Source organism: Nocardiopsis nanhaiensis, assembly GCF_054778635.1.
On the sequence record NZ_BAAGZJ010000065.1, the window covers coordinates 13,834 to 37,640 of the forward strand.

The following is a 23,807-nucleotide window of genomic DNA, read 5'->3' on the forward strand; positions in this document are numbered from 1 at the left end:
TTCGATTGCTTTGGATGGTAGCGGGAGGGCAGTGCGGACGCCACGAGGCACGACCGGCGTTGCACCCTTTCTCGTGGGCCCCGAGGGTTCCAGTCTGCTTACCGTCCGTGGGTAGCCTGGGCTGGTTCACCCCGAGTGCCAAGGAGACGGCTTCGTGTCCCCCACCCCTTCATGGGGCCGATCCGAGAACCGGACCGGCCCGATCACGGTCCTCGCGGTCGCCGACTCCGCCGACCGGGTCAGGACGTCCGTCGCCATGATCGAGCCCCTCTCCGGCGGCGGGAACACCGTGGGGCTGGCCGTCGTCCGCTCCGAGGCCACGCCCTCACCGGCCAGGATCCGTGCCGAGACCGAGGGAACCCGGCAGTCAGGGTTGCGCGTCCCCGTCCTCACCGGGCGGCAGATCCGCAAGCTCGTGCTGCGGCGCCGACCGGACGTCGTGGTCCTCAACTGCGACGGCCCGCTCGTGGAAGCACTGTCCTGGTCGACGCGGTCGATCGTCCGCCGCTACCGTCCGGTGGTGGTGTCCGCCCTGCCCGGGCTCGCGGTGCCCGCGGCGGAGGGCACGTGGCTCCACCGTTCACGGGTCGACCTGCTCGTGGCGCACAGCCACCGGGAGGTTTCCGAGTACGCCGCCCTGGGCGAGAAACTCGGGATCGCGGGCGAGGTGGGGCTGGGAAGCCTGCCTCTCGGCCGTCACGAGGGCGCTGGGCCGACCCGGAGGACCCGGGTGGTGTACGCGGCTCAGTCCGGGGTCCCGGAGGCGGAGCGTGGCCGTGAGAGCATCCTCCTCGCCCTGTCCGAGGTGGCGCGGCACCGGCCTGACCTGGAGGTCGTTGTGCACGTGGGGTATGAGGGCGAGGCCTCCGGGGGCCACCTGGAGACGTGGCGTGCGCTGACCGCTTCCGGGCGTGCCCCCGAATCCGCTCTGCTCTTCCGCAATGGGGCGCTGTCCACACAGCTGGAAGCGGCGCGTGGACTCGTCGCGGTGGGGTCGGCCGCCGTGCTCGAAGCGATCCGGAACAGGGTTCCCGCCCTCGTCCTCACGGACTTCGGGGTGGGTGCGGCGCAGGGTAACGCGGCCTTCGAGGACAGCGGGCTGTTCGGAACCCTGGCCGACGTGCGCGCCACCCGCTTCCACAAGCCGGGCCGGTTCTGGGGTGAGCACAACCACTTCCACCCCGCGGACCACAACGACTGGGTGGAACGCCTGCACGGCCTGCTGGAGCGCGCCGACCGGGGCGACCTGGCCTGAGCGCAGTACGGCCGAGCACCGGTCACAGCGACCAGTGCACGACCGGCTGGATCAGGGATGGGCCTCCTGGTTCTGGAGGGCCGTGGCCGCCTCCATCAGGGTGGGCTCACCCATGGGGGCGTGGCCGGTGGCCTCCAGGATGTGCGGCTCCATGACCACCGCGAGGGACTGCGAGAAGGCGTAGGTGAGGTGGTGGTTGTCGTAGAAGACCAACTGGTTCCCGATCGCCCCGTGGCAGACCTCGTCCGAGCACAGGTAGTCGGTCATGTCGAGGAAACGCGTGTTGTGCGGGACGTTGGCGAGGTTCTTGAAGGGCGCCTCGGGGGCCATGGAATCGGACCGCGGTGCGGAGCACTCGGCCGGGGAGTTGCGGTCGACGCATTCGGCGACGTTGAAGTCGAACCGGGGGGTGTCCCGGACCGCGATCGTGTCGATACCCATGACGTCCAGCTGCCGCCATCGCTCCAGGAAGCCCTCGGGGATCTGCTCCTCCCCGTCGGCGGATCCGGGGGTGAGGGAGGCCAGGGTGAACACGGCGTCGGGGGACAGCTCGGTGAGCTCGTCCATGACGTTGTCGTTCCAGGTCCCGCACGCCTCGTCCACTGAGCCGCCGCGGTAGTGCACCTGGTCGCTGAACTGGCAGCCGTTCTTGGTCATGAGGACCATGTGCCAGCCGTGCTGGTCGGCGAGTGTCTCGACCGCCTGGAACCAGTGCCGCACGTGCGAACTGCCCACCAGGGCGATCGTGTAGTCGGATCCCACGTTTCCGAACTCGCAGGTCACGGCTTCGGTGTCGTCGGTCGTCGCGTTGTTGCACTCGTCGGTCTGGTCGATGGTGTCGCGAGCGGCCGTGCTCGTGTCCGGGTAGACCGGCAGCGCGGGCAGGTTCTCGGCGACCTCCTCGTCGAGGTGCACGGCGGCGCCCGGGTAGGCGAGGGGGTTCGAACTGAGCTCCGCACGCAGCTGCCGGTCCCGTTCGAGGGACTGGCCCCACATGGCACCCCCGACCAGCACGGGGATGATGAAGATGACCCCGGCCGCAAGCGACCAGCTCGGGGTGCGGAGCCTTCTGGTCACCCGGTTGACCCCGCCGTCGATCACCCAGCTGGTGAGCAGGGCGGCGGCGAACGACGCCCCCAAGACCAGGAAGCCGCCGCTGAGGGAGGGGCGGACGCGCTCGGTGAGCTCCAAGTAGACGATCAGCACCGGCCAGTGCCACAGGAACAGCGTGTAGGCGTGCCCGCCCAGCCAGGTCAGGGGGCGCATCCCCAGGAGGTGGTTCGCGGACAGGCGGTGGGGCTCGGCGTTGCCGGCGCCCGAGAGGATGACCAACAGCGCGGCCAGGGTCGGCCACAGGGAGGCGTAACCGGGATAGGGGATGGAGTCGCCGATCACGAACCCGCACAGGACCAGCGCGACCAGCCCGAGCCAGCCGGACACGAGGCTCAGCCAGCCCGGCAGTTTCACCCGGTGGATCACCAGGGCGAGCAAGCCGCCCATGGCCAGCTCCCACAAGCGCGCCCCGGTGTCGAAGTAGGCCCACACCGGCTCGGTGGAGGTGATCCACAGGGAGTAGCCCAAAGAGACCGCGAACACCGTTCCCACGGCGGCCGCCGCGACATGTCGGATCCGCGCGCCCAGCCACATGGCGAGCAGGCCGGCGGCGGTGATCAGGACCGGCCATACCAGGTAGAACTGCCCCTGGATGGCCAGGGACCAGAAGTGCTGCACGGGGCTGGCCGCGGCGTTCTCCGCCATGTAGTCGACCGACCCCAGCGCCAGGTGCCAGTTCCCGTAGTAGAGCGCCGCCGCACGCACGTCGTCGATGACCGTCATCCACTGCGAGCGCGGGAAGAACAGGTAGGCCATCACCAGGACGGCGCCCAGCACGACCGCGCCCGCGGGGAACAGTCTCTTGACCAGCTTGGTCCAGAAGGCCCCGAAGGCGATGCGGCCGTCGCGCTCCATGGCGCGGACCAGCGAACCCGTGATGAGGAAGCCGGTGAGCAGCAGGAAGACGTCGACGCCACCCGAGACCGTGCCGAACCAGATGTGGTAGACGGCGATCAGGAGGGCGGCGACTGCGCGCAGCCCTTCGATGTCGGGGCGCCGACGGCTTTTCGCGGTCACCGGTGACGCGACGGCGTCGGTGACGTTGTTCAGGGCAGGAACGGACACGGGGCAGCCTCGGGCTCGAAGGAGGTGAAGGCAGGGGGCCAGACGGTCAAGCGGCACTTAGAGGAGCCCGCTGGTTATGGCGCGGCGCCTAAGGGAGATGCCCTGCCGGTCCAGTATCAGCACCCGGGGGGAGTGACCCGCGTTCGGGCGCGGTCATGTTGTCGAGTCGAGATGAAATCTGTGTGAATGTGTAGCCCTGAGCAGCGCGAACGCGTGTGCTCAGTCACAGTCGGCGCTCCGATGTGAACCGAACACCGTTCAGGCCGACACGATCGTGCGTCGGCCGGATCCTCGCGTAACGCTCGTCGGGCAGGCATGACCTGCGATGAGTCGCGTTCTCGTCACAATTCACCCTGCGCTCATCATCGATTCATCACTTTTTCTGACATACGTCGTGATCTGGACAACCGTCCAGGGCGGAGAGGCGTCACCCCTCTCAGGTGACACCGCTACCCGAGAGGCATCCCCCACGTGAACTGCCCAGGCTGTGACGACGTGTATGAAGAGGGTGAGGAGTTCTTCTACGACGATGACGGCACTTTCGGTGTCCGTTCTCCCGTCCACCTCGACCGCGGCCCCCTCGAAAGCGGTTTCTGACACATTCCCCCGCGCCATCCCATCCGACCGACCGGGTCGTGGTTCCCCGGTTCCGCCGCAGGGAGGCGCCCTGACCAGCTGTAGGACGGTGCCCACCTTGCACCTCTTCCCGAGGGGTATCCCGCCCCGCGAGCCACACCAGGAGTCCCAGGAATGCCCAACTTCACGCTTCTTGACGTACAAGAGCAGACCTACAAGCCGCGTGACTCGTGGTGGACGGTATGGCTCGTCGATCCCCTGGCTTCGCGTCTGGTCAAGTTCACGGCGAACCGGACCTCGATCACCCCGAACCAGCTGACACTGGCCGCCCTGCTTCTCGGACTGGTGGCGGCGGTCTGCTTCTTCTTCGGTGACTGGTACTGGCTCCTCGCCGGAGCAGTGCTCTTCCACCTGAGCTTCGTGCTCGACTGCATGGATGGCAAGATCGCCCGCCTCAAGGGCAACGGCTCGGTCTTCGGCAGCTGGCTGGACTACGTCTTCGACCGGATCCGAGTCCTCTTCTGCGCCGTCGCCCTGATGGGCGGCCAGTTCATCCAGACCGAGAACCCGGTCTTCCTGTGGTTCCTGCTGGGCATCGTCTTCACCGACATGTTCCGCTACCTGAACTCGCCGCAGATGGCGAAGGTGCGCTCCGCGATGCGGCGGCACATGGCCCAGTCGATCCGTGAGGTGGAGGAGCGCAGCGCCGACCAGGACACCAGCGGCGTGCGCCGCGCCGCCGCGCGCTTCGGCTCGGACGAGGGTTTGGGCGACGACGAGGACGCCGTCTCGATCGGCGGCCCCGAGCGGGTGAATGCCCCCGCCGCCACCGAGGCACCAGAGGGCGTCGAGGCAGAGGAAGGCGCGGTCGCCACCCCCACGGGCAAGGCGAAGAAGATCCAGCGAACTGCCCTGCAGCAGGGCTTCGACCGCCGTTTCCCCTGGTACCGGAGAGTCCGTGAGACCCTGCGGGAGAACCGGATCCGGCCGCACCTGTTCAGCGGTATCGAATACCAGATGGGCGTGTTCATCGTGGCGCCCCTGGTGGGCATGGTCTCGATCACGGGAATGCTCGTGACCATCGCGGCGTCCGCCGCGATGATGTTCGCCTTCGAGCTGCTCATCATCTACAAGCTGTGGCTCTCCACCCGGGAGTTCACCCGGGTGACCGGTGACATCAACAAGGTGATGGCGAGCCTCGAACTCGACGGCGAGCGGCAGCCGGTCGCCTGACACCCGACCGCCTGAAGGGCGCCGCCCCACCGAAGTGGAGCGGCGCCCTGGCAGCGCGGTGGCGCGGAGGGGTCAGGCGGGGCCGTCCGTCCGTTCGGCATGCTCCAGCCTGGGGTGGGCCGGGAAGAACCGACCCAGCGCCCAGTGCAGGAGGAACGCGCTGGCGAGGGCGATCATCCAGCCGTAGTCGGCCAGCGGGGCCAGCACCGGGATGATGCCTTCGGTCGGGAAGGGTCCCTCACCCTCGGGGGAGTTGGAGCCGCCCACGGCCAGCAGCGCACCGACCCCGAAGGCGACCATCGCGCGCCAGTTCCACCCCTTCGAGTACCAGTACTCGCTACCGGGCGTGAACAGGGCGGGCAGATTGATGTGCGTACGGCGCAGCAGCCAGTAGTCGGCGAGCAGGATACCCGCCACCGCGCCGAGCAGGCCGCCGACGGTGCCCAGCCAGATGAAGATGTAGACGTTCTCGTCCTCGATGAGCCTCCACGGGAAGATCAGCACGCCGAGGAAGGACGTCATGACCGCTCCGGTGCGGAAACTGATCCAGTTGGGCTTGAGATTGGCCAGGTCGTAGGCGGGACCGACCAGGTTGGCCGCGATGTTGGTGGAGACCGTGGCCAGCAGCACCACGAAGATGGCGAACAGCAGGCCGATGCCGCTGTCCATCTCGTTGACGACGTCGATCGGGTTCCACAGCGGTGCGCCGTACACGACGGCGGTACCGGCGGTCACCATCACCGCGATCAGCGAGAACAGCGACATCGTCGTGGGCAGGCCCAGAGACTGGCCGACGACCTGCGCGCGCTGTGTGGCGGCGAACCGGGTGAAGTCGCTGATGTTCAGGGTCAGGGTCGCCCAGAAGCCGATCACACCCATCAGCGACGGGAAGAACAGCGCCCAGAAGGACGGGCCCCAGTCGAGACCGCCGCCGAGCCCGTTGTCCAGGGCCAGCATCGGACCGAAGCCGCCGGCTTCGGCCGCCATCCACACGAGCAGGGCGATGCCGCCCACGGCCATGAGCGGAGCGGCCCACACCTGGACCTTGCGCACTCCCTCCATGCCCCAGAGGATGATCGCGACCTGGACCAGCCAGAAGACCCCGAAGGACAGCCACAGCGTCCACGGATTGCCACCGAACTCGGCAGCGTTGATCCATCCGTCCCCGAAGAGGCGGCCGGCCAGGACGTACACGCCCTGGCCGCCGATCCACGTCTGGATGCCGTACCAGCCGCAGGCGACCGCGCCGCGGAGCAGGGCGGGCAGGTTCGCGCCGCGCAGGCCGAAGGAGGCGCGGGCGAACACGGGGTACGGGATGCCGTACTTGGCGCCCGCGTGCCCGGTCAGCACCATCGGCAGCAGGACGATGACGTTGCCCAGGACGATGGTGACCATCGCCTGGCGCCAGTCCATCCCGGCGGCGATCAGCCCGCTGGCGAGAGTCCAAGCGGGGATGCTGACCGACATGCTCACCCACAGCGCGGTGAAGCTGCCGGTGCCCCAGGTCCGTTTCGACATGGGAACGGGCTGGAGGTCGTCATTGACGAAGGGGCTGTCGGGCAGGGTGGTGCCTTCGGGCATCGACACCCGGCCATCGGGGTGCGTGACCTGTGCGGTCGACGCGGTGGTGGGCGGCTCGGGTTTGGAGGGCACTGTGGACACGGGACACCTGTGTTTCGGAGGAACTGACGGGGAGCGGTGTGCTTGGGTGCGGCACTGGGCCCGCGCTGGCGGGGGCAAGGTGGGGCCGGTCATGTCCGAAAGCGGGCAGACCACCGCATATCTTCGCACTTCACCGGGGTCGCGATGACCGGCTGCGCTGCCCGGCGCCGTAGTGACCGGCGCAGTGGTGGCCCGTGGGCCGAGTCCGCTCTGGGCGGGACCCGGCCCGGTTGCGGGTGACCGAGCGTGCTCAGCGCACGGCGGGGATGATGTCGCGCCCGTAGGCGTCGATGACGCCGTCGACGTCGTCGTGCATCGCGTAGACGGCGAACTGGTCCACGCCCGCCTCGCGCAGGCGCGCCAACTTCTCCACGTGCGCCTCCACCGGGCCGACCAGGCAGAACCGGTCCACGATGGTGTCGGGCACGAAGTCGGCGTCCGGGTTGTCGACCCGTCCGTGGTGGCTGTAGTCGTAGCCCTCGCGGGCCTTGACGTAGTCGGTGAGCTCCTGGGGCACCATGTCGGAGTGCTCGCCGTACCGGGAGACCAGATCGGCGACGTGGTTGCCGACCATCCCCCCGAACCAGCGGCACTGCTCACGTCCGTGGGCCTGCCCCGCCTCAGAGCCGTCGGTGACGTACGCGGGGGCCGCGACGCACACCTTCACCTCGTCGGGGTCGCGCCCGGCGTCCGCCGCGGCAGACCGCACCGCCTTGACCATCCACTCGGTCAGGTAGGGGTCGGCGAGCTGCAGAATGAAACCGTCCGCCTGTCGGCCGACCAGGTCCAGGGCCTTGGGCCCGTAAGCGCCCATCCACACCGGGAGCGAGCCGTCGCGCACCCACGGCAGGTGCATCGGGGCGCCGTCCACGTCCGCCTCACGGCCCTCCGCGAGGTCCTTGATGGCGGTCATCGCCTTGGACAGCCGGGCCAGGGTGGCGGGCTTGCGGCCCGCCACGCGCATCGCCGAGTCCCCGCGGCCGATCCCGCAGACCGTCCGGTTCCCGTGCATGTCGTTGAGGGTGGCGAACAGCGAGGCCGTCACCTCCCACGTGCGGGTGCCCGGGTTGGTCACCATGGGTCCGACGACCAGGTTCCGTGTCCGGTCGAGGATGCGGCTGTAGATGACGAAGGGCTCCTGCCAGAGCACCACCGAGTCGAAGGTCCACCCGTGGGTGAACCCTTTCTCCTCGGCGCGCACCATCCGCTCCACCAGTGTTTCGGCGGGCGGGTCCGTCTGTAGGACGAGTCCGATGTCCATGTGCCGTCCCCCTCAGACCAGGTACTGGCAGGTGGACCTGGGCACGTAACGGCCGTCTCCGGCCCGGCCCAGGTAGGAACCGCGGTCCACGATCACGCGGCCGCGCGAGAGCACGGTGCGGGCCCGGCCCGTCACCCGCTTGCCCTCGTAGGCGGAGTAGTCCACGTTCATGTGGTGTGTCTCGGCGGAGATGACCTGTTCGGCGCCCGGGTCGTAGACCACCAGGTCGGCATCGGCACCCGGCGCGACCGTGCCCTTCTTCGGGTACATCCCGAACATGCGCGCGGGGGTGGCGCAGGCCAGCTCGATCCACCTGCGGCGGCTGATGCGGCCCTCCACCACGGCTTGGTGGAGCAGGTCCATCCGGTTCTCCACGCCGGGCATGCCGTTGGGGATCTTGGAGAAGTCACCCACGCCCAGGTCCTTCTGCCCGGTGAAGCAGAACGGGCAGTGGTCGGTGGAGACCACGGACAGGTCGTTGGTGCGCAGGGCCCGCCACAGGTGGGCCTGGTGCTCCTTGGGGCGCAGGGGGGTGGAGCACACGTACTTCGCGCCCTCGAAGTCGGGTTCGGCGAGGTTGTCCGTAGACAGGAAGAGGTACTGCGGGCAGGTCTCGCCGAACACGTTGAGGCCCTTGTCGCGGGCCCGCGACAGTTCCGCCACGGCCTCGTCCGCGGACACGTGCACGACGTACAGCGGCGACCCGGCGACCCGGGCCAGCTGGATGGCGCGGTGGGTGGCCTCGGACTCGAGGAGGGTCTTGCGGACCTCGCCGTGGTAGCGCGGGTCCGTCTTACCCTCGGCCAGGGCCTGCTCGACCAAGACGTCGATGGCGATGCCGTTCTCGGCGTGCATCATCGTGAGTGCGCCGTTGGACGCGCCGCGCTGCATGGCGCGCAGGATCTGGCCGTCGTCGCTGTAGAACACCCCGGGGTAGGCCATGAACAGCTTGAACGAGGTGATGCCCTCGTCGACGAGGACGTCCATCTCCTTGAGCGAGGACTCGTTGACGTCGGACAGGATGGCGTGGAAGGCGTAGTCGATCGCGCAGTTGCCGTCGGCCTTGGCCATCCACTGGTCCACTCCGGAGCGCACGGATTCGCCCGGCCGCTGGATGGCGAAGTCGACGATGGTGGTGGTTCCGCCCCACGCCGCGGCACGGGTGCCGGTCTCGAAGGTGTCCGCTGCGTAGGTGCCGCCGAACGGCATCTCCATGTGGGTGTGGCCGTCGACGCCGCCCGGGACGACGTAGTGGCCGGTGGCGTCGATGGTCTCGGCGTCGCCCCGGGCCCAGGCCTGTGCGGGTTCGCTGCCCCGTAGTGCCAGGGCCGCCACCTTGCCGTCCTCGACGAGGACGTCGGCTTCCAGCTCTTCGGCGGCGGTGACGACGAGGCCACCGCTGATGAGGGTTCGTGTCATGGGTTGTTATCCCTCCACCAGTGGTCCGTAGGCGTCCGGTCGGCGGTCGCGGTAGAAGGCCCACTGCTGGCGGACCTCGTCGATCATGTCGAGGTCCAGGTCGCGCACGACGAGCTCGGCCTTCGTGTCGGAGGCGACGTCGCCGACGAACTGCCCGCGCGGGTCCACGAAGTAGCTGGTGCCGTAGAAGTCGTTGTCGCCGTACTCTTCCTGGCCCACCCGGTTGATCGCCGCGATGTAGTAGGCGTTGGCGACGGCGGAGGCGGGCTGTTCGAGCTTCCACAGGTAGGCGGACAGGCCCCTGTGGGTGGCCGAGGGGTTGTAGACGATCTGGGCGCCGGCGAGGCCGAGCGCGCGCCAGCCCTCGGGGAAGTGGCGGTCGTAGCAGATGTAGACGCCGACCTTCCCGACGGCGGTGTCGAACACCGGCCAGCCGAGGTTTCCGGGACGGAAGTAGTACTTCTCCCAGAAGCCCTTGACCTGCGGGATGTGGTGCTTGCGGTACTTGCCGAGGTAACTTCCGTCGGCATCGACGACGGCCGCGGTGTTGTAGTAGAAGCCGGGTTTCTCGATCTCGAAGACCGGCAGGACCATCACCATGTTCAGCTCCTTGGCGAGAGCCTTGAACCGGGTGATGGTGGGGCCGTCGGGAACGGCTTCGGCCCAGCGGTAGTGCTCGGCCTCCTGCACCTGGCAGAAGTAGGGGGCGTTGAAGACCTCTTGGAAGCCGATGACCTTGGCGCCCTGAGCGGCGGCGTCCCGCGCGTATTTCTCGTGGGCGGCCATCATGGATTCGGAGTCCCCGGTCCACTCGCTCTGGACGAGTGCGGCCCGGACGGTGTGCGGCATGGTTCCCTCGCTCCTCTTTGAGAGCCGCCCGGTTCAGGGGCGGCGGAGAACGCTTGGCATCCGCGTTTGGCCTGTTCGCACCGCTGGTGGTGCCGGTGGGGCATCCGGTGCGAGCGGGTTTGGCGCGTTGTAGAGGACGCACCTTAGGTACGAGGGGAATGGCGGGTCAATGTCCGACATCCCTACGAGGGTGATACGAGCGGGTTAATGACATTCGCATTCGTGCCTCAGGGGGATCAATGTCCATTGTGTGGCGGTATTGATTTAGAGGATTTGACAGGTTTCACCGCCCTCCATGGACGATTTTTCATGCGTCCGCACACATGACTCTGGGCTACGGCCCCGTGTCAGTCGTGGATGGGCCCGTTCAGGTCGATGAGGACTTCGTCGCCCGTGTTGGCACGGCTCCCGAACCGCAGGTAGTTCATGGCAGACGTGTCTGCAACGTCGTAGAACAAACGCAAGGTGCCCTCCTCGCCGGGCTGGAGCCTGAAGGGTGGATCGTCCGGGCCCTCCCGGGGGTTGCCCCAGAGTGTGGCGTCGATGTCCTTGTCAGCCACTTGTGTGTCCGAGCCGGAGTAGAGAGCGGTTTCCTGGCTCATCCAGTCCACCGAAGATCTGTTCCCGATGTACTCAATGTGGATCTCCAGGGCGACGAACTCGTGCACGGGCTCGGCCGTGTTGTGGTTGCCTTCGTCGCTGACCTGCTCGATCCCGGTTTCCACATCGAGGACGGTGACGAGCCGGTCATTGACTTCGAAGGTTTCGCCGACGCCTGCCACGGGGCCGCGGTCAAAGCTCACATCGAAGAGAGAGAAGGCGATCACCGCGCCTACCACGAGAGTTGCGGCGCCCACGCTCAGCACGATGCTGAGGGCGACTCGGAACTTGCTTGCCCTGGGACGCTGGTGGGGTCCCGGTGGGCCGTGGGGCGGAGGTCGGTGGCCGGGTGGGCCGGGTGCCCCATACGGGCCGGGTGGTCCGTGGTGGTGGCTGGGGTGGCCGTGCGGGGGGTGCTGCATTGAAGCCCTTTCCGGGGGACGGAAGCGGGCCGCCGGGAACGCCGGCGGCCCGCTCGAACAAGGATCGTCGACCGGTCGGGTCAGCCGGTCACGTCGATGTCCACCTCGTTGCCGCCGTACGTCTCGGCGCTGAGTCCGACGTGGGAGATCTCCGAGGTGTCGGACACGTCGAAGATGACGGATACTTCCTCGGAGTCGCCCGGGCCCACCTGGACGTTCATGCCGTTGATGCCCCCGTATTCCAGGGTGGCGAGGTAGTCCTCCGCGATCGCTTCGCCGGAGTTCGTGTACAGGTGCTGCTCGTCGAGCCAGAAGGTGACGGGGACGTCGTCCGCCGGCTGGACCTGGATGTCCACTACGGCGTATTCGCCCTGGGGGCGGTGCCCCTCCACGTCGGTGACTCCGGTTTCGATACCAGTGACAGTGAAGACGATGCCGTCGTGCTCGACCTGCTCGTTCATCCCGGGCATGTCCGGGTTGGAACGGTCACCGCTACCGGCGCCTTCGTCACTGGTCGAGGTTTCCGAGCCCGTACCGCTGTCGCTGTCACTGTCTCCGACGACGAATACGAGCACGAGGACCAGCACGAGCCCGATGATGAAGAGTCCGCCACAGCCAAGGCTGACCCACAGCCACGGTGAGGTCTTCTTCTGGGGCGTCTGCGGTCCGTAGGGGCTGCCGTACGGGTCTCCGGGCGGCGGGCCTCCGTAGGGGCCCCCGGGCGGAGGGCCCATGGGAGGTGGCCCACCCGGGGGCATCCCCCCGGGCGGTGGCCCACCCGGGGGTATCCCGCCGGGCGGCGGGCCCATGGGGGGCTGACCGCCGGTGGGAGGCATACCTGGCGGGCCGTCATAGGGGCCCTGCGGAGGAGGCTGATTCATGGCGGTCCTTGGCTTTCTTCCGCGAGTGGAGCTGGTGATGGGAGTGTGTGACCGGGCCGTGTGCCAGGGACGGGTGAACCCGCCGGGCCCGTAGGTGGGGGAGTGCTGAGCCGAAGGGCAGGTCCGGCCGGTTCGTGCCGACTGTTCTGACGCCGTCGGACGCGCGGAGGTTCCGTGCCGTGCGACTGCCTACTGTGGGGGCATGGCACGACTGCTCATCGTTCACCACACCGTCTCGCCCGCGACCCAGGAGCTCCTGGACGCGGCGCTCGACGGCGCCCGCACCGACGATATCGAAGGCGTGCGCGTGCAGGTCAAGGCGGCCCTGTCCGCGACTGTCACAGACCTCCTCGAAGCTGACGCGGTGGTGTTGGGTACCCCCGCCAACATCGGCTACATGTCCGGCGCCCTGAAACACTTCTTCGACACCGTGTACTACCCAGCCCAGTCGGACACGGAGGGGATCCCGTACACGTTGTACGTCCACGGCGGCAACGACACCTCCGGGGCGGTCCGTGCGGTCGAGTCCATCACCAAAGGCATGGGATGGCAACGCCACCGGCCCCCGGTGACCGTTACCGGCCGCCCCGACAGCCAGTCCCGCGAGGCCTGCTGGGAACTCGGCGCGGTCACCGCCCTCGCCGCACTCGAACGGGAGGAGGGCCGCGGGTGAGCCCTCCCCGCGGTTGGGCACGACCGGAGTCCGGGGCACCCCCCGCAGGCGAGCATCCCGGGCTCCGCGCCGACGGTCCTACAGACGGTTTCCGGCTTCGGTGAGCACCTTGCGCAGGATGCTCTCGATCTCGTCGAACTGCTCGGGTCCGCAGGTCAGGGGCGGTGACAGCTGGATCACCGGCTCGCCCCGGTCGTCGGCCCGGCAGACCAGGCCGGCCTCGAACAGGGCGGAGGAGATGAAGCCCTTGAGGAGGGTCTTCGACTCCTCCGGGGTGAAGGACTCCTTGGTCTCCTTGTCCCGGACCAGTTCGATGCCGTAGAAGAAGCCGTCGCCTCGGACGTCGCCGACGATGGGCAGGTCGAGCAGCTTCTCCAGGGTGGCGCGCAGCACCGGACCGTTCTCGCGGACGTTGTCGAGGATGCCCTCGCTCTCGAACAGGTCGAGGTTGGCGAGCGCGGCGGCGGCCGCCACCGGGTGCCCGGCGAAGGTGATGCCGTGCAGGAAGGCCGCCCCCTCCTCCTGGAACGGCTCCATGAGCCGGTCGCGGGCGATCATTCCGCCAAGGGGGACGTAACCGCTGGTCGCGCCCTTGGCGAAAGTGATCATGTCCGGTACGTAGCCGTACTTGGTCGCACCGAAGTACTCACCGAGGCGGCCGAACGCGCAGATCACCTCGTCGGACACCATCAGGACGCCGTGGCGGTCGCAGATCTCGCGCACGCGCTGGAGGTAGCCGGGCGGGGGCGGGAAGCAGCCGCCGGAGTTCTGGACCGGTTCGACGTAGACGGCGGCGACGGTCTCCGGGCCGTTCTGGAGGATCGCCTCCTCGACCTGGTCCGCGGCCCAGCGGCCGAAGGCCTCCAGGTCGTCGGTGTGCTGCGGCGCTCGGTAGAAGTTGGTGTTGGGAACCTGGACGGTGCTCGGGACCAGGGGCTCGAAGGGGCTCTTGATCGACTGCACGCCGGTGATCGAGAGGGCGCCCATGGTGGTGCCGTGGTAGGCGATGTTGCGGCTGATCACCTTGTGCCGTTCGGGCTGCCCGATCGCCTTGAAGTACTGGCGGGCCAGCTTCCAGGCCGATTCCACCGCCTCGGAGCCGCTGCCGGTGAAGAACACCCGGTTCAGGTCGCCGGGGGCCAGGTCGGCGAGGCGGTCGGCCAGCTCGATCGCCCGGGGGTGCGCGTAGGTCCAGATCGGGAAGTAGGCGAGCTCGCGGGCCTGTTCGGCGATCGCGTCGGCGATCTCCGCGCGCCCGTGCCCCACCTGGGAGACGAAGAGGCCGGCCAGGCCGTCCAAGTAGCGGTTCCCGTGCTCGTCGTAGACGTAGGCGCCCTCACCCCTGGTGATCACCGGGACGTCGGCGTCGTGATAGGCGGCCATCTCCGTGAAGTGCATCCACAGGTGGTCCTTGGCGGCCTGCTGCAGGTTCTTCAGACGCGGTTCCACTTGTATGCCTCCGAGGTCTCCGGGTGGTGCTGGGGCAAGTGTGACGACCGGTTCGGCCCTCATCGGCCTCGCACACTCCTCTCAATAGAAATAGTCGCATCCATGGTTTGTGTGTCAAGTATCCGTCGGGCAATTCAAACTTAACAACGGAATCCCTTGAAGTCCCTTGAACTCCCGCACCTGGGGTGACAGTGTTGCAGATCACAGAGCCACCGCGCGCTGTGGCGCGCCCGATCGCAGGGGAGCCAGTAGTGACCCAGGTGCCCGCAACCGATCACCTCCGCAACTTCGTCGACGGCCAGCACGTGGAAGCCGCGGACGGCCGTCGGAGCGAACTGGTCGACCCGGCTACGGGGCGGGTCTTCGCCACCGCTCCGATCTCCGGGCCCGAAGACGTCGATGCCGCCTTCCGGGCGGCACGACGCGCCTTCGACGGCGGCTGGCGGGACTGGACCCCGGCGGAACGGCAGATCGCCCTCAACCGGTTCGCCGACGCCGTGGAGGCCCGAGCGGACGAACTGGTCGCCGCCGAGGTCCGCAACTGCGGCAAACCGGCGGCACTCACCAAGTCCGAGGAGATCTTCCAGGTCCTCGACGCCCTGCGGTTCTTCGCCGGAGCCACCCGCAACCTGGAGGGCAGGGCCGCCGCGGAGTACATGCGCGACCACACCTCCTGGATCCGCCGCGAGCCCCTCGGTGCCGTCGGCCAGATCACCCCGTGGAACTACCCCATGGCCATGGCGGCATGGAAGATCGGCCCCGCCCTCGCCGCCGGCAACACGATCGTCCTCAAACCCTCGGACACCACCCCGGTCTCCACCCTGCTGCTCGCCGAGATCGCCGCCGAGTTCCTCCCGCCGGGGGTGTTCAACGTGATCTGCGGCGACCGGGACACCGGCCGCTCCCTCGTGGACCACCCGATCCCCGCCCTGATCTCCCTCACCGGGTCCACCCGCGCCGGGTTCGAGGTCGCCCAAGCCGGATCCCGCGACCTCAAGCGCCTCCACCTCGAACTCGGAGGCAAGGCGCCCGTCATGGTCTTCGACGACGCCGACATCGAACAGGCCGCCGCGGGGATCGCCGAAGCCGGATACTTCAACGCCGGCCAGGACTGCACCGCCGCCACCCGGATCCTCGCCGGACCCGGCGTCCACGACGACCTCGCGGCCGCCCTGGCAGAGCAGGCACGCAACACCGTCACCGCGGGTCCGGACAACCCCGACGCCGCCTACGGCCCGGTCAACAACGCCGACCAGCTCGCCCGGGTCTCCGGTTTCCTCGACCGCGCACCCGACCACGCCCAGGTCCTCGCCGGCGGCTCGCGCGTGGGCGGTGAAGGCTTCTTCTACGCGCCGACGGTCGTCTCCGGTCTGCGCCAAGGCGACGAGCTGGTCACCGACGAGATCTTCGGGCCCGTCCTCACCGTCCAGCGCTTCACAGACGAGGAGACCGCCGTGGCCTGGGCCAACTCGGTCGAGTACGGGCTCGCCTCCAGCGTGTGGACCAAGGACCACGCCCGCGCGCTGCGCGTCTCGCGCCGACTGGACTTCGGCTGCGTGTGGATCAACACCCACATCCCCATCACCGCCGAAATGCCCCACGGCGGCTTCAAGCACTCCGGCTACGGCAAGGACCTGTCCCTGTACTCATTCGAGGAGTACACGCGGGTCAAGCACGTCATGAGTTACTTCGGCACCTGAGCGGAGTCCCCAATGGCCACCACCACGAGCAGAAGTACCGAGGAGGCCCCAGTGGCACCGCCGGAACAGGGGTCGGCCATCAGCCTTGAGCGGGTGGTCAAGGCCTACCGGTCCGGGCCGGAGACGGTTCGCGCGGTCCGCGGGGTCGACCTGGAGATCGCCCGAGGCGAGTTCTTCTCACTCCTGGGCCCTTCCGGATGCGGCAAGACCACCACGATGCGGATGATCGCCGGGTTCGAGGAGCCCACCGAGGGCACCGTGTGCCTGTCCGGCAAGGACGTCAACGGGGTCCCGGCCAACCAGCGCGACGTCAACATGGTGTTCCAGAGCTACGCGCTCTTCCCCCACATGAGCGTCGGGGCCAACGTCGCCTTCGGCCTGGAACGCAAGCGGGTCCCCAAGCAGGACATCCGGCGCCGGGTCGACGCGATGCTCGACCTCGTCGAGCTGGGCCCCAGGGCCAAGCACCGCCCCGCCCAGCTCTCCGGCGGCCAGCAGCAGCGGGTCGCCCTGGCCCGCGCCCTGGTCAACCAGCCGGGAGCCCTCCTGCTCGACGAGCCCCTGGGCGCCTTGGACCTCAAACTCCGCCAGTCCATGCAGGTCGAGCTGAAGCGCATCCAGCGCGAGGTCGGCATCACCTTCGTCTACGTCACCCACGACCAAGGCGAGGCCCTGACCATGTCGGACCGGGTCGCGGTGATGAACCACGGGCTGGTGGAGCAGCTCGGTACCCCCGCCGAGATCTACGAACGGCCCGCCACCCGTTTCGTCGCGGACTTCATCGGCACCAGCAACCTGCTCACCGGAACAGTGGTGCACGGGACCGACCCCTCCGGCCACCACCGTGTGGACCTCGGGAGCGGCTTGACCGCCCTCGTCGCCGATCTCCCCAGCGGGATCACCGAGGGCTCCGAGGCCCACCTGACCGTGCGCCCGGAGAAGGTGCGGATCGGCACCGAACGGCCCGGAACCGAGGGGAGAGGAAGCGGCACCGGCCTCTGCGTCCTGCCCGGCACCGTCACCGAAACCGTCTACACGGGTGCGGCCACCCACTACCAAGTGGCTCTCCAAGGCGGCGCGGAGATCACCGTCTACCAGCAGAACTCCGCGGACTCGGCCCTGGTCGCCCACCGGGGTGAGGCCGTCTGGCTGTCCTGGTCGCCACGCCACTCCTACGCACTGCCCACCTGATGCCCTGACCACCGCCCGCCGCCCAGAACCGGGGGATGACGACATGAACCACACCTCGCGCGCGCACCCGAACCCCGCACTCCTGCGCGGACTCGCCCAAGCCAGGCGCACCGGGGCCAGGCGTCCCGGCCGCCTCGCCCCGCGCCCGACAGCGGGCCTTCCCGCACCCGCCGGGCTCACCCGCCGCCGCACCCTTCAGGTCGGCGGAGCCGCCGCGGCTGCGCTCGCGCTCTCCGCCTGCGGCGTGGGCGGAACACAGCGGGAGGCCGAAGCGGACTTCTGGGCGGACAAGGAACAGACCGGTTCGGTGCGCTTCGGAAACTGGCCCCTGTACATGGACCCCGACCACGGTCCGCTTCGGCAGTTCACCGAGGAGACCGGTATCGAGGTCGACTACAAGGAGGACGTACAGGAGGCGGCGTCGTTCTTCGGCCAGGTCCAGCCGCGTCTGGCCAACGACGACGACACCGGATACGACCTGTTCGTCGTGCCCAACGGCTTCGAGCTGTCCCGGCTGATCGAACTCGGCTACCTGGTGGAGCTCGACCACGCCAGGCTGCCCAACTTCGAGCAGTACGCGGGCCAGTACTACAAGGAGACCGACTTCGACCCGGGCAACGTCTACACGGTGCCCTACCAGTCGGGTATGACCGGGATCGCCTACAACCCCGAGTTCATCGACCGGGAGATCACCAGCATCGAGGACCTCTTCGACCCCGAGTTCGAGGGCCGGGTCGGGATGTTCGCGGACCCGCAGGAGATCGCCAACTTCGGACTGCTCGCCACCGGTGTCAACCCGGCTGACTCCAACGAGGCCGACTGGGAGGCCGCGGCCCAGCGCCTGACGGAGCAGCGCGACGCGGGCCTGGTGCGCGCCTACTACGACCAGGACTTCGTCCAGCCCCTCACCAACGGCGACCTGTGGATCACGATGGCCTGGTCCGGGGACATCTACCAGCAGAACGCCGAGGAGGGCACCAACCTCAGGTTCGTCATGCCCGACGAGGGCGCCACCCTCTGGACGGACAACATGATGATCCCGTTCAACTCGCAGGCGCCGGTCGACGCGATCGAGCTGATGGACTTCCTCTACAACCCGGAGGTCGCCGCTGGGCTCACCGAGTACATCGCCTACATCCCGCCCGTCCCGGACGTCCAGCAGGTGCTGGAGGACTGGTCCGGCGAGGAGGACGACGGGGAGCGCGCCCAGGCCCTGGCGGAGATGGCCGAGAGCCAGCTGGTCTTCCCCGACGAGGCCGACTTCGACCGGCTGCACAACTTCGTCACGTTGGAGACCGACGAGCAGGACGCCTTCTCCACCATCTTCCAGGCCGTCACGCAGAGCTGACCATGAACCGCAAGCTCACGCCCTACGTCCTGGTGCTTCCCGCGTGGACCTGGCTGGCCCTGTTCTTCGTGGTGCCCCTCGGCGGAATGCTGTCGCTGTCGCTGACCACCGGCAACGTGGTCACCGGGTTCCAGCAGACCTTCGAGGTGGGCAACTACGCCGCGGCCCTCGGGGACTACTGGGAGCACATCGCCCGCTCCCTGTTCTACGGCGCCTGCGCCACACTCGTGTGCATCGCCGTGGGCTACCCGATGGCCTACTGGATCGCCTTCCACGGGGGAGCCTACAAGTCCACCTACCTGCTGCTGGTCCTGCTGCCGTTCTTCGTGTCGTTCGTGCTGCGGACCATCTCCTGGCGGTTCCTCCTCGCCGACAACGGCGTGGTCCTGGGCCCGCTCAAGTCCGTCGGGCTCGTCCCGGAGAACCTCGCCCTGCTCAACTCCGCGCCGGCGGTGATCCTCGGGCTGGCGTACAACTTCCTGCCGTTCATGGTGCTGCCGCTCTACGCGGTACTCGAACGAATGGACCCGAGGATGGTCGAGGCCGCACACGACCTGTACGCCAGCCGCACGCAGGCCTTCACCAAGGTCATCCTGCCGGTGTCGCTGCCGGGCCTGTTCGCCGGCGTCCTGATGACGTTCATCCCCACCAGTGCCGACTACGTCAACGCGTCGGTCCTGGGCGGGGCACAGAACACCATGGTCGGCAACGTCATCCAGTCCCAGTACCTGATCAACAACAACTACCCGATCGCGGCGTCGATCACCTTCGTCCTCATGGGCCTGCTGCTCGTCGGCATCTTCAGCTACGCGCGGGCCCTGGGCACGGAACGGGTCATGGAGGTGCACACCTGATGAGCGCCCGACTCGACACCGAACCGCCCCAGGCCCCCTCCGGCCGCGAGGGGGCCGCCCGGTCCGCACGCGCGCGCCCGCGCCGCCGCGTCGACTGGGGCCGCCTGTACACGTGGGCCGTGCTGGCCTGGCTGTTCCTGCCGATCATGTTCATGATCGCGTTCAGCTTCAACAACCCGGCCGGGCGGCACAACATCACCTGGCAGGGCTTCACCCTGCGCTGGTACGAGAACGCCTTCGCCTACCCGGACCTGAACAGCGCGGTGCTGAACTCGGTGTCCATCGCGCTGCTGACGATGTTCATCGCGGGCGGCCTGGGGACACTGCTCGGGCTCGCCCTGGGCCGGTTCCGGTTCCGGGGCAAGCAGCTCACCAACCTGGTGATGTTCTCCGCTATCAGCGCCCCGGAAGTGGTCTTGGGCGCGGCCCTGCTCTCCATGTTCCTGATGGTGAACGTGACCACCGGCTACTGGACGACCGTGATCGCGCACGTGATGTTCAGCGTGTCGTTCGTGGCGATCACCGTTCGGGCGCGCGTCATCACCCTGGACCCCTCCCTGGAGGAGGCGGCCAGAGACCTCGGCGCCAGCCCCTTCACCACGTTCCGCCTGGTCACCCTGCCGATGCTGTTCCCGGCCATCATGGCGGGAGGGCTGCTGGCCTTCGCCCTGTCGATCGACGACTACATCATCACGACGTTCGTGAGCGGCGACGTGACCACCTTCCCGCTGTGGATCTGGGGATCCACCCGGGTCGGCATCCCGCCACAGGTCAACGTGATGGGCACACTGTTGTTCGGGATCGGACTCGTCATGGCGGTGGTCAACATCGTGATGACCCACCGCCGTAGGTGACACCGTCGGAACCGGTTCCCGACACCGCCGAAGTACCGAAGTACGCGACAGAGACGAGTGATAGCCGATGGCCGACAGCACGCGAGCCGAAGCCGTGCGGGTCGAAGCGGCGCGGGCCCTGGACGGTGCCCGCCCGAGGGTCTTCTGGCTGGACCCCGACGTTCCCGGGCAGGACGTCCCCGAACCCGCGCCGCACCTGGTCGGAGAGGTGCACGCCGACCTGGTCGTCGTCGGTGCGGGGTACAGCGGACTGTGGACGGCGCTCATCGCCAAGGAGCGCGACCCCGGCCGCGACGTCGTCGTGGTGGAGGCCCGCACCACCGGCTGGGCGGCCTCGGGCCGCAACGGCGGGTTCTGCGCGGCCAGCCTCACCCACGGCTACGACAACGGTGCCGAACGCTGGCCGGAGGAGATCGAGGAGATCGAACGGCAGGGCCGGGCCAACCTCGACGGCATCGAGGAAGCCGTGCGCCGGTACCGGATCGACTGCGAGTTCGAGCGCACCGGGGGGATCCTGGTGGCCACCGAGCCCTGGCAGGCCGAGTGGTTCGACGAGGCCGCGTCCGCCATGCGGGAGAGGGGCCACACGGCACAGGTGTGGGACGCCGACGAGGTTCGGCGCAACATCGACTCGCCCACCTACAGGGGCGGTTTCTACGAGCCCGACGGCGTCGCCATGGTGCACCCCGCCAAGCTCGCCTGGGGTCTGCGCGAGGCGTGCCTGGGCCTGGGAGTGCGCTTCTTCGAGAACACGCCCGTGCGCGAGATCGACGCCGTGCCCGGCGGACTGCGCTTGGGGACCCGGTCCGGGGCCCTGCACGCTCCCAAGGTGGCCTGGGGCGGGGGCGCGTTCCCCGGTCCGCTGCGCCGCCTCAAGCACTACCTGGCCCCGGTGTACGACTACGCGCTCATGACCGAGCCGCTCACCGACGAGCAGATGGCGTCGATCGGTTGGCAGGGACGCCAGGGCGTCTCCGACTCGGCCAACTTCTTCCACTACTACCGGCTCACCGCGGACAACCGGATCCTGTGGGGCGGCTACGACATCGTCCACCACTACGGCGGCAAGGTGCGGCCCGAGTACGACCAGCGGCCGGAGACCTTCCAGAAACTCGCCGAGCACTTCCTGGAGACGTTCCCGCAGCTGAGCGGAGTCCGCTTCGGCCACACCTGGGGCGGGGTCATCGATACCTGCAGCCGGTTCTCGGGCTTCTTCGGCCAGGCCTACGACGGTCGGCTGGCCTACGCGGCGGGGTACACCGGTCTGGGCGTGGGCGCCACCCGGTTCGGCGCACAGGTCATGCTGGACCGGCTGGACGGGCTGGACACCGAGCGCACGCGGCTGCGGCTGGTCCGGGAGAAGCCGCTCCCGTTCCCGCCTGAGCCGGTCCGCTCCCTTGGCATCGAACTCACCCTGCGGGCCACGGCCGCCGCCGACCGGAACGGGGGCCGCCGCAACCTGTGGCTGCGCGGCCTGGACGCGGTCGGTATGGGTTTCGACAGCTGATCCAGTCACTCGGGCACACCCGACGGGAAACCGGCCGTTTCCGGCAAGGATCGGTAAGTCTGTGTCAAGGGTTGCCATGTGGGGTGATGCGGGCGGCGTGGCGTGCACACCCACGGGCCGTACCGGGGCGAGGATGGGCACCGGGCCGCGGGGGAGTTCCGTAAGGTGACCGCTCCTCCCGCGGGCCCGCCCCACCTCGCCGAACCCACCGCGTGGCCGCCCACTGGCCCAAGATCCCAGGCCGCGCGGTGCTCTTCACGAGAACGGCGCCCGTACTCCGTGTGCGGGCGCCGTTTCCGTGGAGGTCAGTAGCCCCGCCAGGCCTGGCGGTCCTGGTGGTAGCCGATGATCCGCGGGTGGAGCATCGTGGACGCCTGGACGTCCTCCTCCTGACGGTCGATCGGGAAGACCAGGGCTGCCTCGAGCAGGGCGTCGTCCAGGAAGCGCAACTCGGGTGCGTCGTCGGGCAGGGCGAGGTCCGGGGCCTCATCACGCGTGGTTCCGAGGTAGAAGCCCCAGTTGCCGAAGGTCGGGACGTCCACGTTGTACGGGGTGACCGCGACCCCGGCCTCCTCGAGCGAGTGGCGGACGCCCCAGAAGGCGTCCGGCGCGAAGAACGGCGACCCGGCCTGTACCACCATCGTCCCGTGGTCCTCCAAGGCCTGGGCCAGGAGCGCGTAGAACTCCACCGTGTACAGCTTCGACGTACCCACGTCAGTGCCGTCGGGCAGGTCCGCGATGATCACGTCGAAGTCCTCTTGGGTGTCCCGCAACCACTGGAACGCGTCGGTGTTGACCACCTCCGCGCGCGGGTCCTGGAAGGAGTCGTCGTTGAGCTCGCTGATCACCGGATCCGAGGCGGACAGTTCGACCACGGCCGGGTCCAGGTCGACCACCGTCACTGAAGCCACGTCGTCGTAGCGCAGGATCTCCCGCAGGGCCAGGCCGTCGCCGCCGCCCAGCACGAGGACGTCCTCGCGCGGGCCGTCCATCGCCGGGTGGATGAGCGCCTCGTGGTACCGGTACTCGTCCAAGGTGGAGAACTGCAGGTCGCCGTTGAGGAACATGCGCACGTCCCGGCCGTCCAGGGACTGGGTGACCACGATCTCCTGGTACTCGGTGCGGTCCGCGTGCACGATCGGGTCCCGGTACATGGCCTGCCGGGCGTCCACCTCGAACTGGTCGGAGTAGTAGAAGGCCAGCCCCAGCACACCGACGATGAACGCCAGGCCGACGCTCAGCCCCAGGTAGGCCGTCTTGGTGAGGTCCGTGCGGAACAGCCACAGCACCACCGCCACGCCGATGACGGCGTTCAGCACGCCCACCATCAGCGCGCCTTTGGGCAGCCCCAGAAGCGGCAGGAGCAGGAACGGGAACGCGAGGCCGCCGATCAGGCCGCCCACGTAGTCGGCGGCGAACAGGTCCGCGACCGCCTCGGAGGCCTCCTGCTTTCGGATGCGCTGGATCAGCGTCATCAGCAGCGGGATCTCGATGCCGATCAGGGTGCCGATGATGAAGGCCAGCAGTACCAGGGTGGGCTGGTAGGCGGAGGCGGACAGCCAGGCGAAGGACCCGTACAGCAGGAGGACCGAAAGGCCGCCGATCAGCGAGAGCAGGCCCTCCACCACGGCGAACGACAGTGCCGGGGTGGACTGGAACCGCTTCGAGAGCAGGGACCCGACCCCCATGGCGAACACCATCACCGACAGGACCACGGAGGCCTGGGTGATGGTGTCACCGAGCAGGTAGCTGCCGATCGCCACGAGCGCCAGCTCGTACACCAGGCCGCAGGCGGCGCAGATGAACACCGCCAGCAGCACGAAGAACCGGGCCGCGCGCGGCGGTACCGGGAAGCGGGGCCGCGCGCGGGCCGTGGTCTCGGTCAAGGTACTGCT

General features: G+C 68.5%; 19 protein-coding genes. 9 read left to right on the top strand and 10 right to left on the bottom strand.

From position 1 onward, the window contains the following. Nucleotides 1–154: 154 nt before the first annotated feature. Complete coding sequence (locus ACYVD1_RS25205; RefSeq protein ID WP_460776979.1) at nt 155–1,255, top strand: DUF6716 putative glycosyltransferase; 1,101 nt, start codon at nt 155–157, stop codon at nt 1,253–1,255. 51 nt (nt 1,256–1,306) lie between these two features. Here ACYVD1_RS25205 and ACYVD1_RS25210 read toward each other — a convergent pair whose 3' ends face one another. Together ACYVD1_RS25210 and ACYVD1_RS25215 are read right to left on the bottom strand one after the other, a co-directional pair. Beyond that, nucleotides 1,307–3,433 carry an acyltransferase family protein gene (locus ACYVD1_RS25210; RefSeq protein ID WP_460776980.1) on the bottom strand — a complete coding sequence of 709 codons (2,127 nt, stop codon included), beginning with the start codon at nt 3,431–3,433 and terminating at the stop codon, nt 1,307–1,309. 348 nt (nt 3,434–3,781) lie between these two features. Further along, nucleotides 3,782–4,033 (bottom strand): hypothetical protein, encoded by a 252-nt coding sequence (locus ACYVD1_RS25215; RefSeq protein WP_460776981.1) that lies wholly within the window; start codon nt 4,031–4,033, stop codon nt 3,782–3,784. Between the two features lie 150 nt (nt 4,034–4,183). Here ACYVD1_RS25215 and ACYVD1_RS25220 point away from each other — a divergent pair, with 150 nt between their 5' ends. Then, a complete protein-coding gene (locus ACYVD1_RS25220; RefSeq protein ID WP_460776982.1) occupies nt 4,184–5,242 on the top strand; it encodes a CDP-alcohol phosphatidyltransferase family protein in 1,059 nt (352 codons plus the stop codon). 72 nt (nt 5,243–5,314) lie between these two features. On the opposite strand, the gene ACYVD1_RS25225 is transcribed toward ACYVD1_RS25220, so the two are convergent. From ACYVD1_RS25225 to ACYVD1_RS25250, 6 genes are all read right to left on the bottom strand, one after another. After that, nucleotides 5,315–6,823 (bottom strand): NCS1 family nucleobase:cation symporter-1, encoded by a 1,509-nt coding sequence (locus ACYVD1_RS25225; protein ID WP_460777005.1) that lies wholly within the window; start codon nt 6,821–6,823, stop codon nt 5,315–5,317. A 331-nt stretch (nt 6,824–7,154) separates the two neighbouring features. Beyond that, a complete protein-coding gene (locus ACYVD1_RS25230) occupies nt 7,155–8,165 on the bottom strand; it encodes a TIGR03842 family LLM class F420-dependent oxidoreductase (protein WP_460776983.1) in 1,011 nt (336 codons plus the stop codon). Between the two features lie 12 nt (nt 8,166–8,177). Then, entirely contained in the window at nt 8,178–9,584 is a 1,407-nt protein-coding gene (gene hydA, locus ACYVD1_RS25235; protein ID WP_460776984.1) for a dihydropyrimidinase, read from the bottom strand. Between the two features lie 6 nt (nt 9,585–9,590). Continuing rightward, nucleotides 9,591–10,433: a nitrilase-related carbon-nitrogen hydrolase gene (locus ACYVD1_RS25240; RefSeq protein WP_460776985.1), complete on the bottom strand. Its 843-nt coding sequence runs from the start codon at nt 10,431–10,433 to the stop codon at nt 9,591–9,593. Between the two features lie 347 nt (nt 10,434–10,780). After that, entirely contained in the window at nt 10,781–11,290 is a 510-nt protein-coding gene (locus ACYVD1_RS25245; RefSeq protein ID WP_460776986.1) for a DUF4352 domain-containing protein, read from the bottom strand. Nucleotides 11,291–11,535: 245 nt separating this feature from the next. Then, complete coding sequence (locus tag ACYVD1_RS25250; protein WP_460776987.1) at nt 11,536–12,189, bottom strand: hypothetical protein; 654 nt, start codon at nt 12,187–12,189, stop codon at nt 11,536–11,538. Between the two features lie 349 nt (nt 12,190–12,538). On the opposite strand from ACYVD1_RS25250, the gene ACYVD1_RS25255 reads away from it, so the two are divergent. Further along, a complete protein-coding gene (locus ACYVD1_RS25255; protein ID WP_460776988.1) occupies nt 12,539–13,009 on the top strand; it encodes a flavodoxin family protein in 471 nt (156 codons plus the stop codon). Nucleotides 13,010–13,087: 78 nt separating this feature from the next. Here the strand turns inward: ACYVD1_RS25255 and ACYVD1_RS25260 are convergent, their stop codons facing one another. After that, nucleotides 13,088–14,458: an aspartate aminotransferase family protein gene (locus ACYVD1_RS25260; protein WP_460776989.1), complete on the bottom strand. Its 1,371-nt coding sequence runs from the start codon at nt 14,456–14,458 to the stop codon at nt 13,088–13,090. 251 nt (nt 14,459–14,709) lie between these two features. On the opposite strand from ACYVD1_RS25260, the gene ACYVD1_RS25265 reads away from it, so the two are divergent. The 6 genes from ACYVD1_RS25265 (at nt 14,710) to ACYVD1_RS25290 (ending at nt 21,912) form a co-directional block, all read left to right on the top strand. Further along, a complete protein-coding gene (locus ACYVD1_RS25265; RefSeq protein ID WP_460776990.1) occupies nt 14,710–16,158 on the top strand; it encodes an aminobutyraldehyde dehydrogenase in 1,449 nt (482 codons plus the stop codon). 12 nt (nt 16,159–16,170) lie between these two features. Next, nucleotides 16,171–17,349: an ABC transporter ATP-binding protein gene (locus ACYVD1_RS25270; RefSeq protein ID WP_460776991.1), complete on the top strand. Its 1,179-nt coding sequence runs from the start codon at nt 16,171–16,173 to the stop codon at nt 17,347–17,349. Between the two features lie 43 nt (nt 17,350–17,392). Next, complete coding sequence (locus tag ACYVD1_RS25275; protein WP_460776992.1) at nt 17,393–18,697, top strand: ABC transporter substrate-binding protein; 1,305 nt, start codon at nt 17,393–17,395, stop codon at nt 18,695–18,697. Nucleotides 18,698–18,699: 2 nt separating this feature from the next. Further along, the gene (locus ACYVD1_RS25280) at nt 18,700–19,551 is read left to right on the top strand and encodes an ABC transporter permease (RefSeq protein WP_460776993.1); all 852 of its coding nucleotides are present in this window, start codon (nt 18,700–18,702) and stop codon (nt 19,549–19,551) included. Next, nucleotides 19,551–20,405, top strand: coding sequence for an ABC transporter permease (locus tag ACYVD1_RS25285; RefSeq protein WP_460776994.1), 855 nt, complete (start codon nt 19,551–19,553; stop codon nt 20,403–20,405). Before ACYVD1_RS25280 ends, ACYVD1_RS25285 begins: the two co-directional genes overlap by 1 nt. A 67-nt stretch (nt 20,406–20,472) precedes the next feature. Then, nucleotides 20,473–21,912 carry an NAD(P)/FAD-dependent oxidoreductase gene (locus ACYVD1_RS25290; protein WP_460776995.1) on the top strand — a complete coding sequence of 480 codons (1,440 nt, stop codon included), beginning with the start codon at nt 20,473–20,475 and terminating at the stop codon, nt 21,910–21,912. Between the two features lie 305 nt (nt 21,913–22,217). Here ACYVD1_RS25290 and ACYVD1_RS25295 read toward each other — a convergent pair whose 3' ends face one another. Next, nucleotides 22,218–23,798 (bottom strand): polyamine aminopropyltransferase, encoded by a 1,581-nt coding sequence (locus ACYVD1_RS25295; RefSeq protein ID WP_460776996.1) that lies wholly within the window; start codon nt 23,796–23,798, stop codon nt 22,218–22,220. Nucleotides 23,799–23,807: the final 9 nt, after the last annotated feature.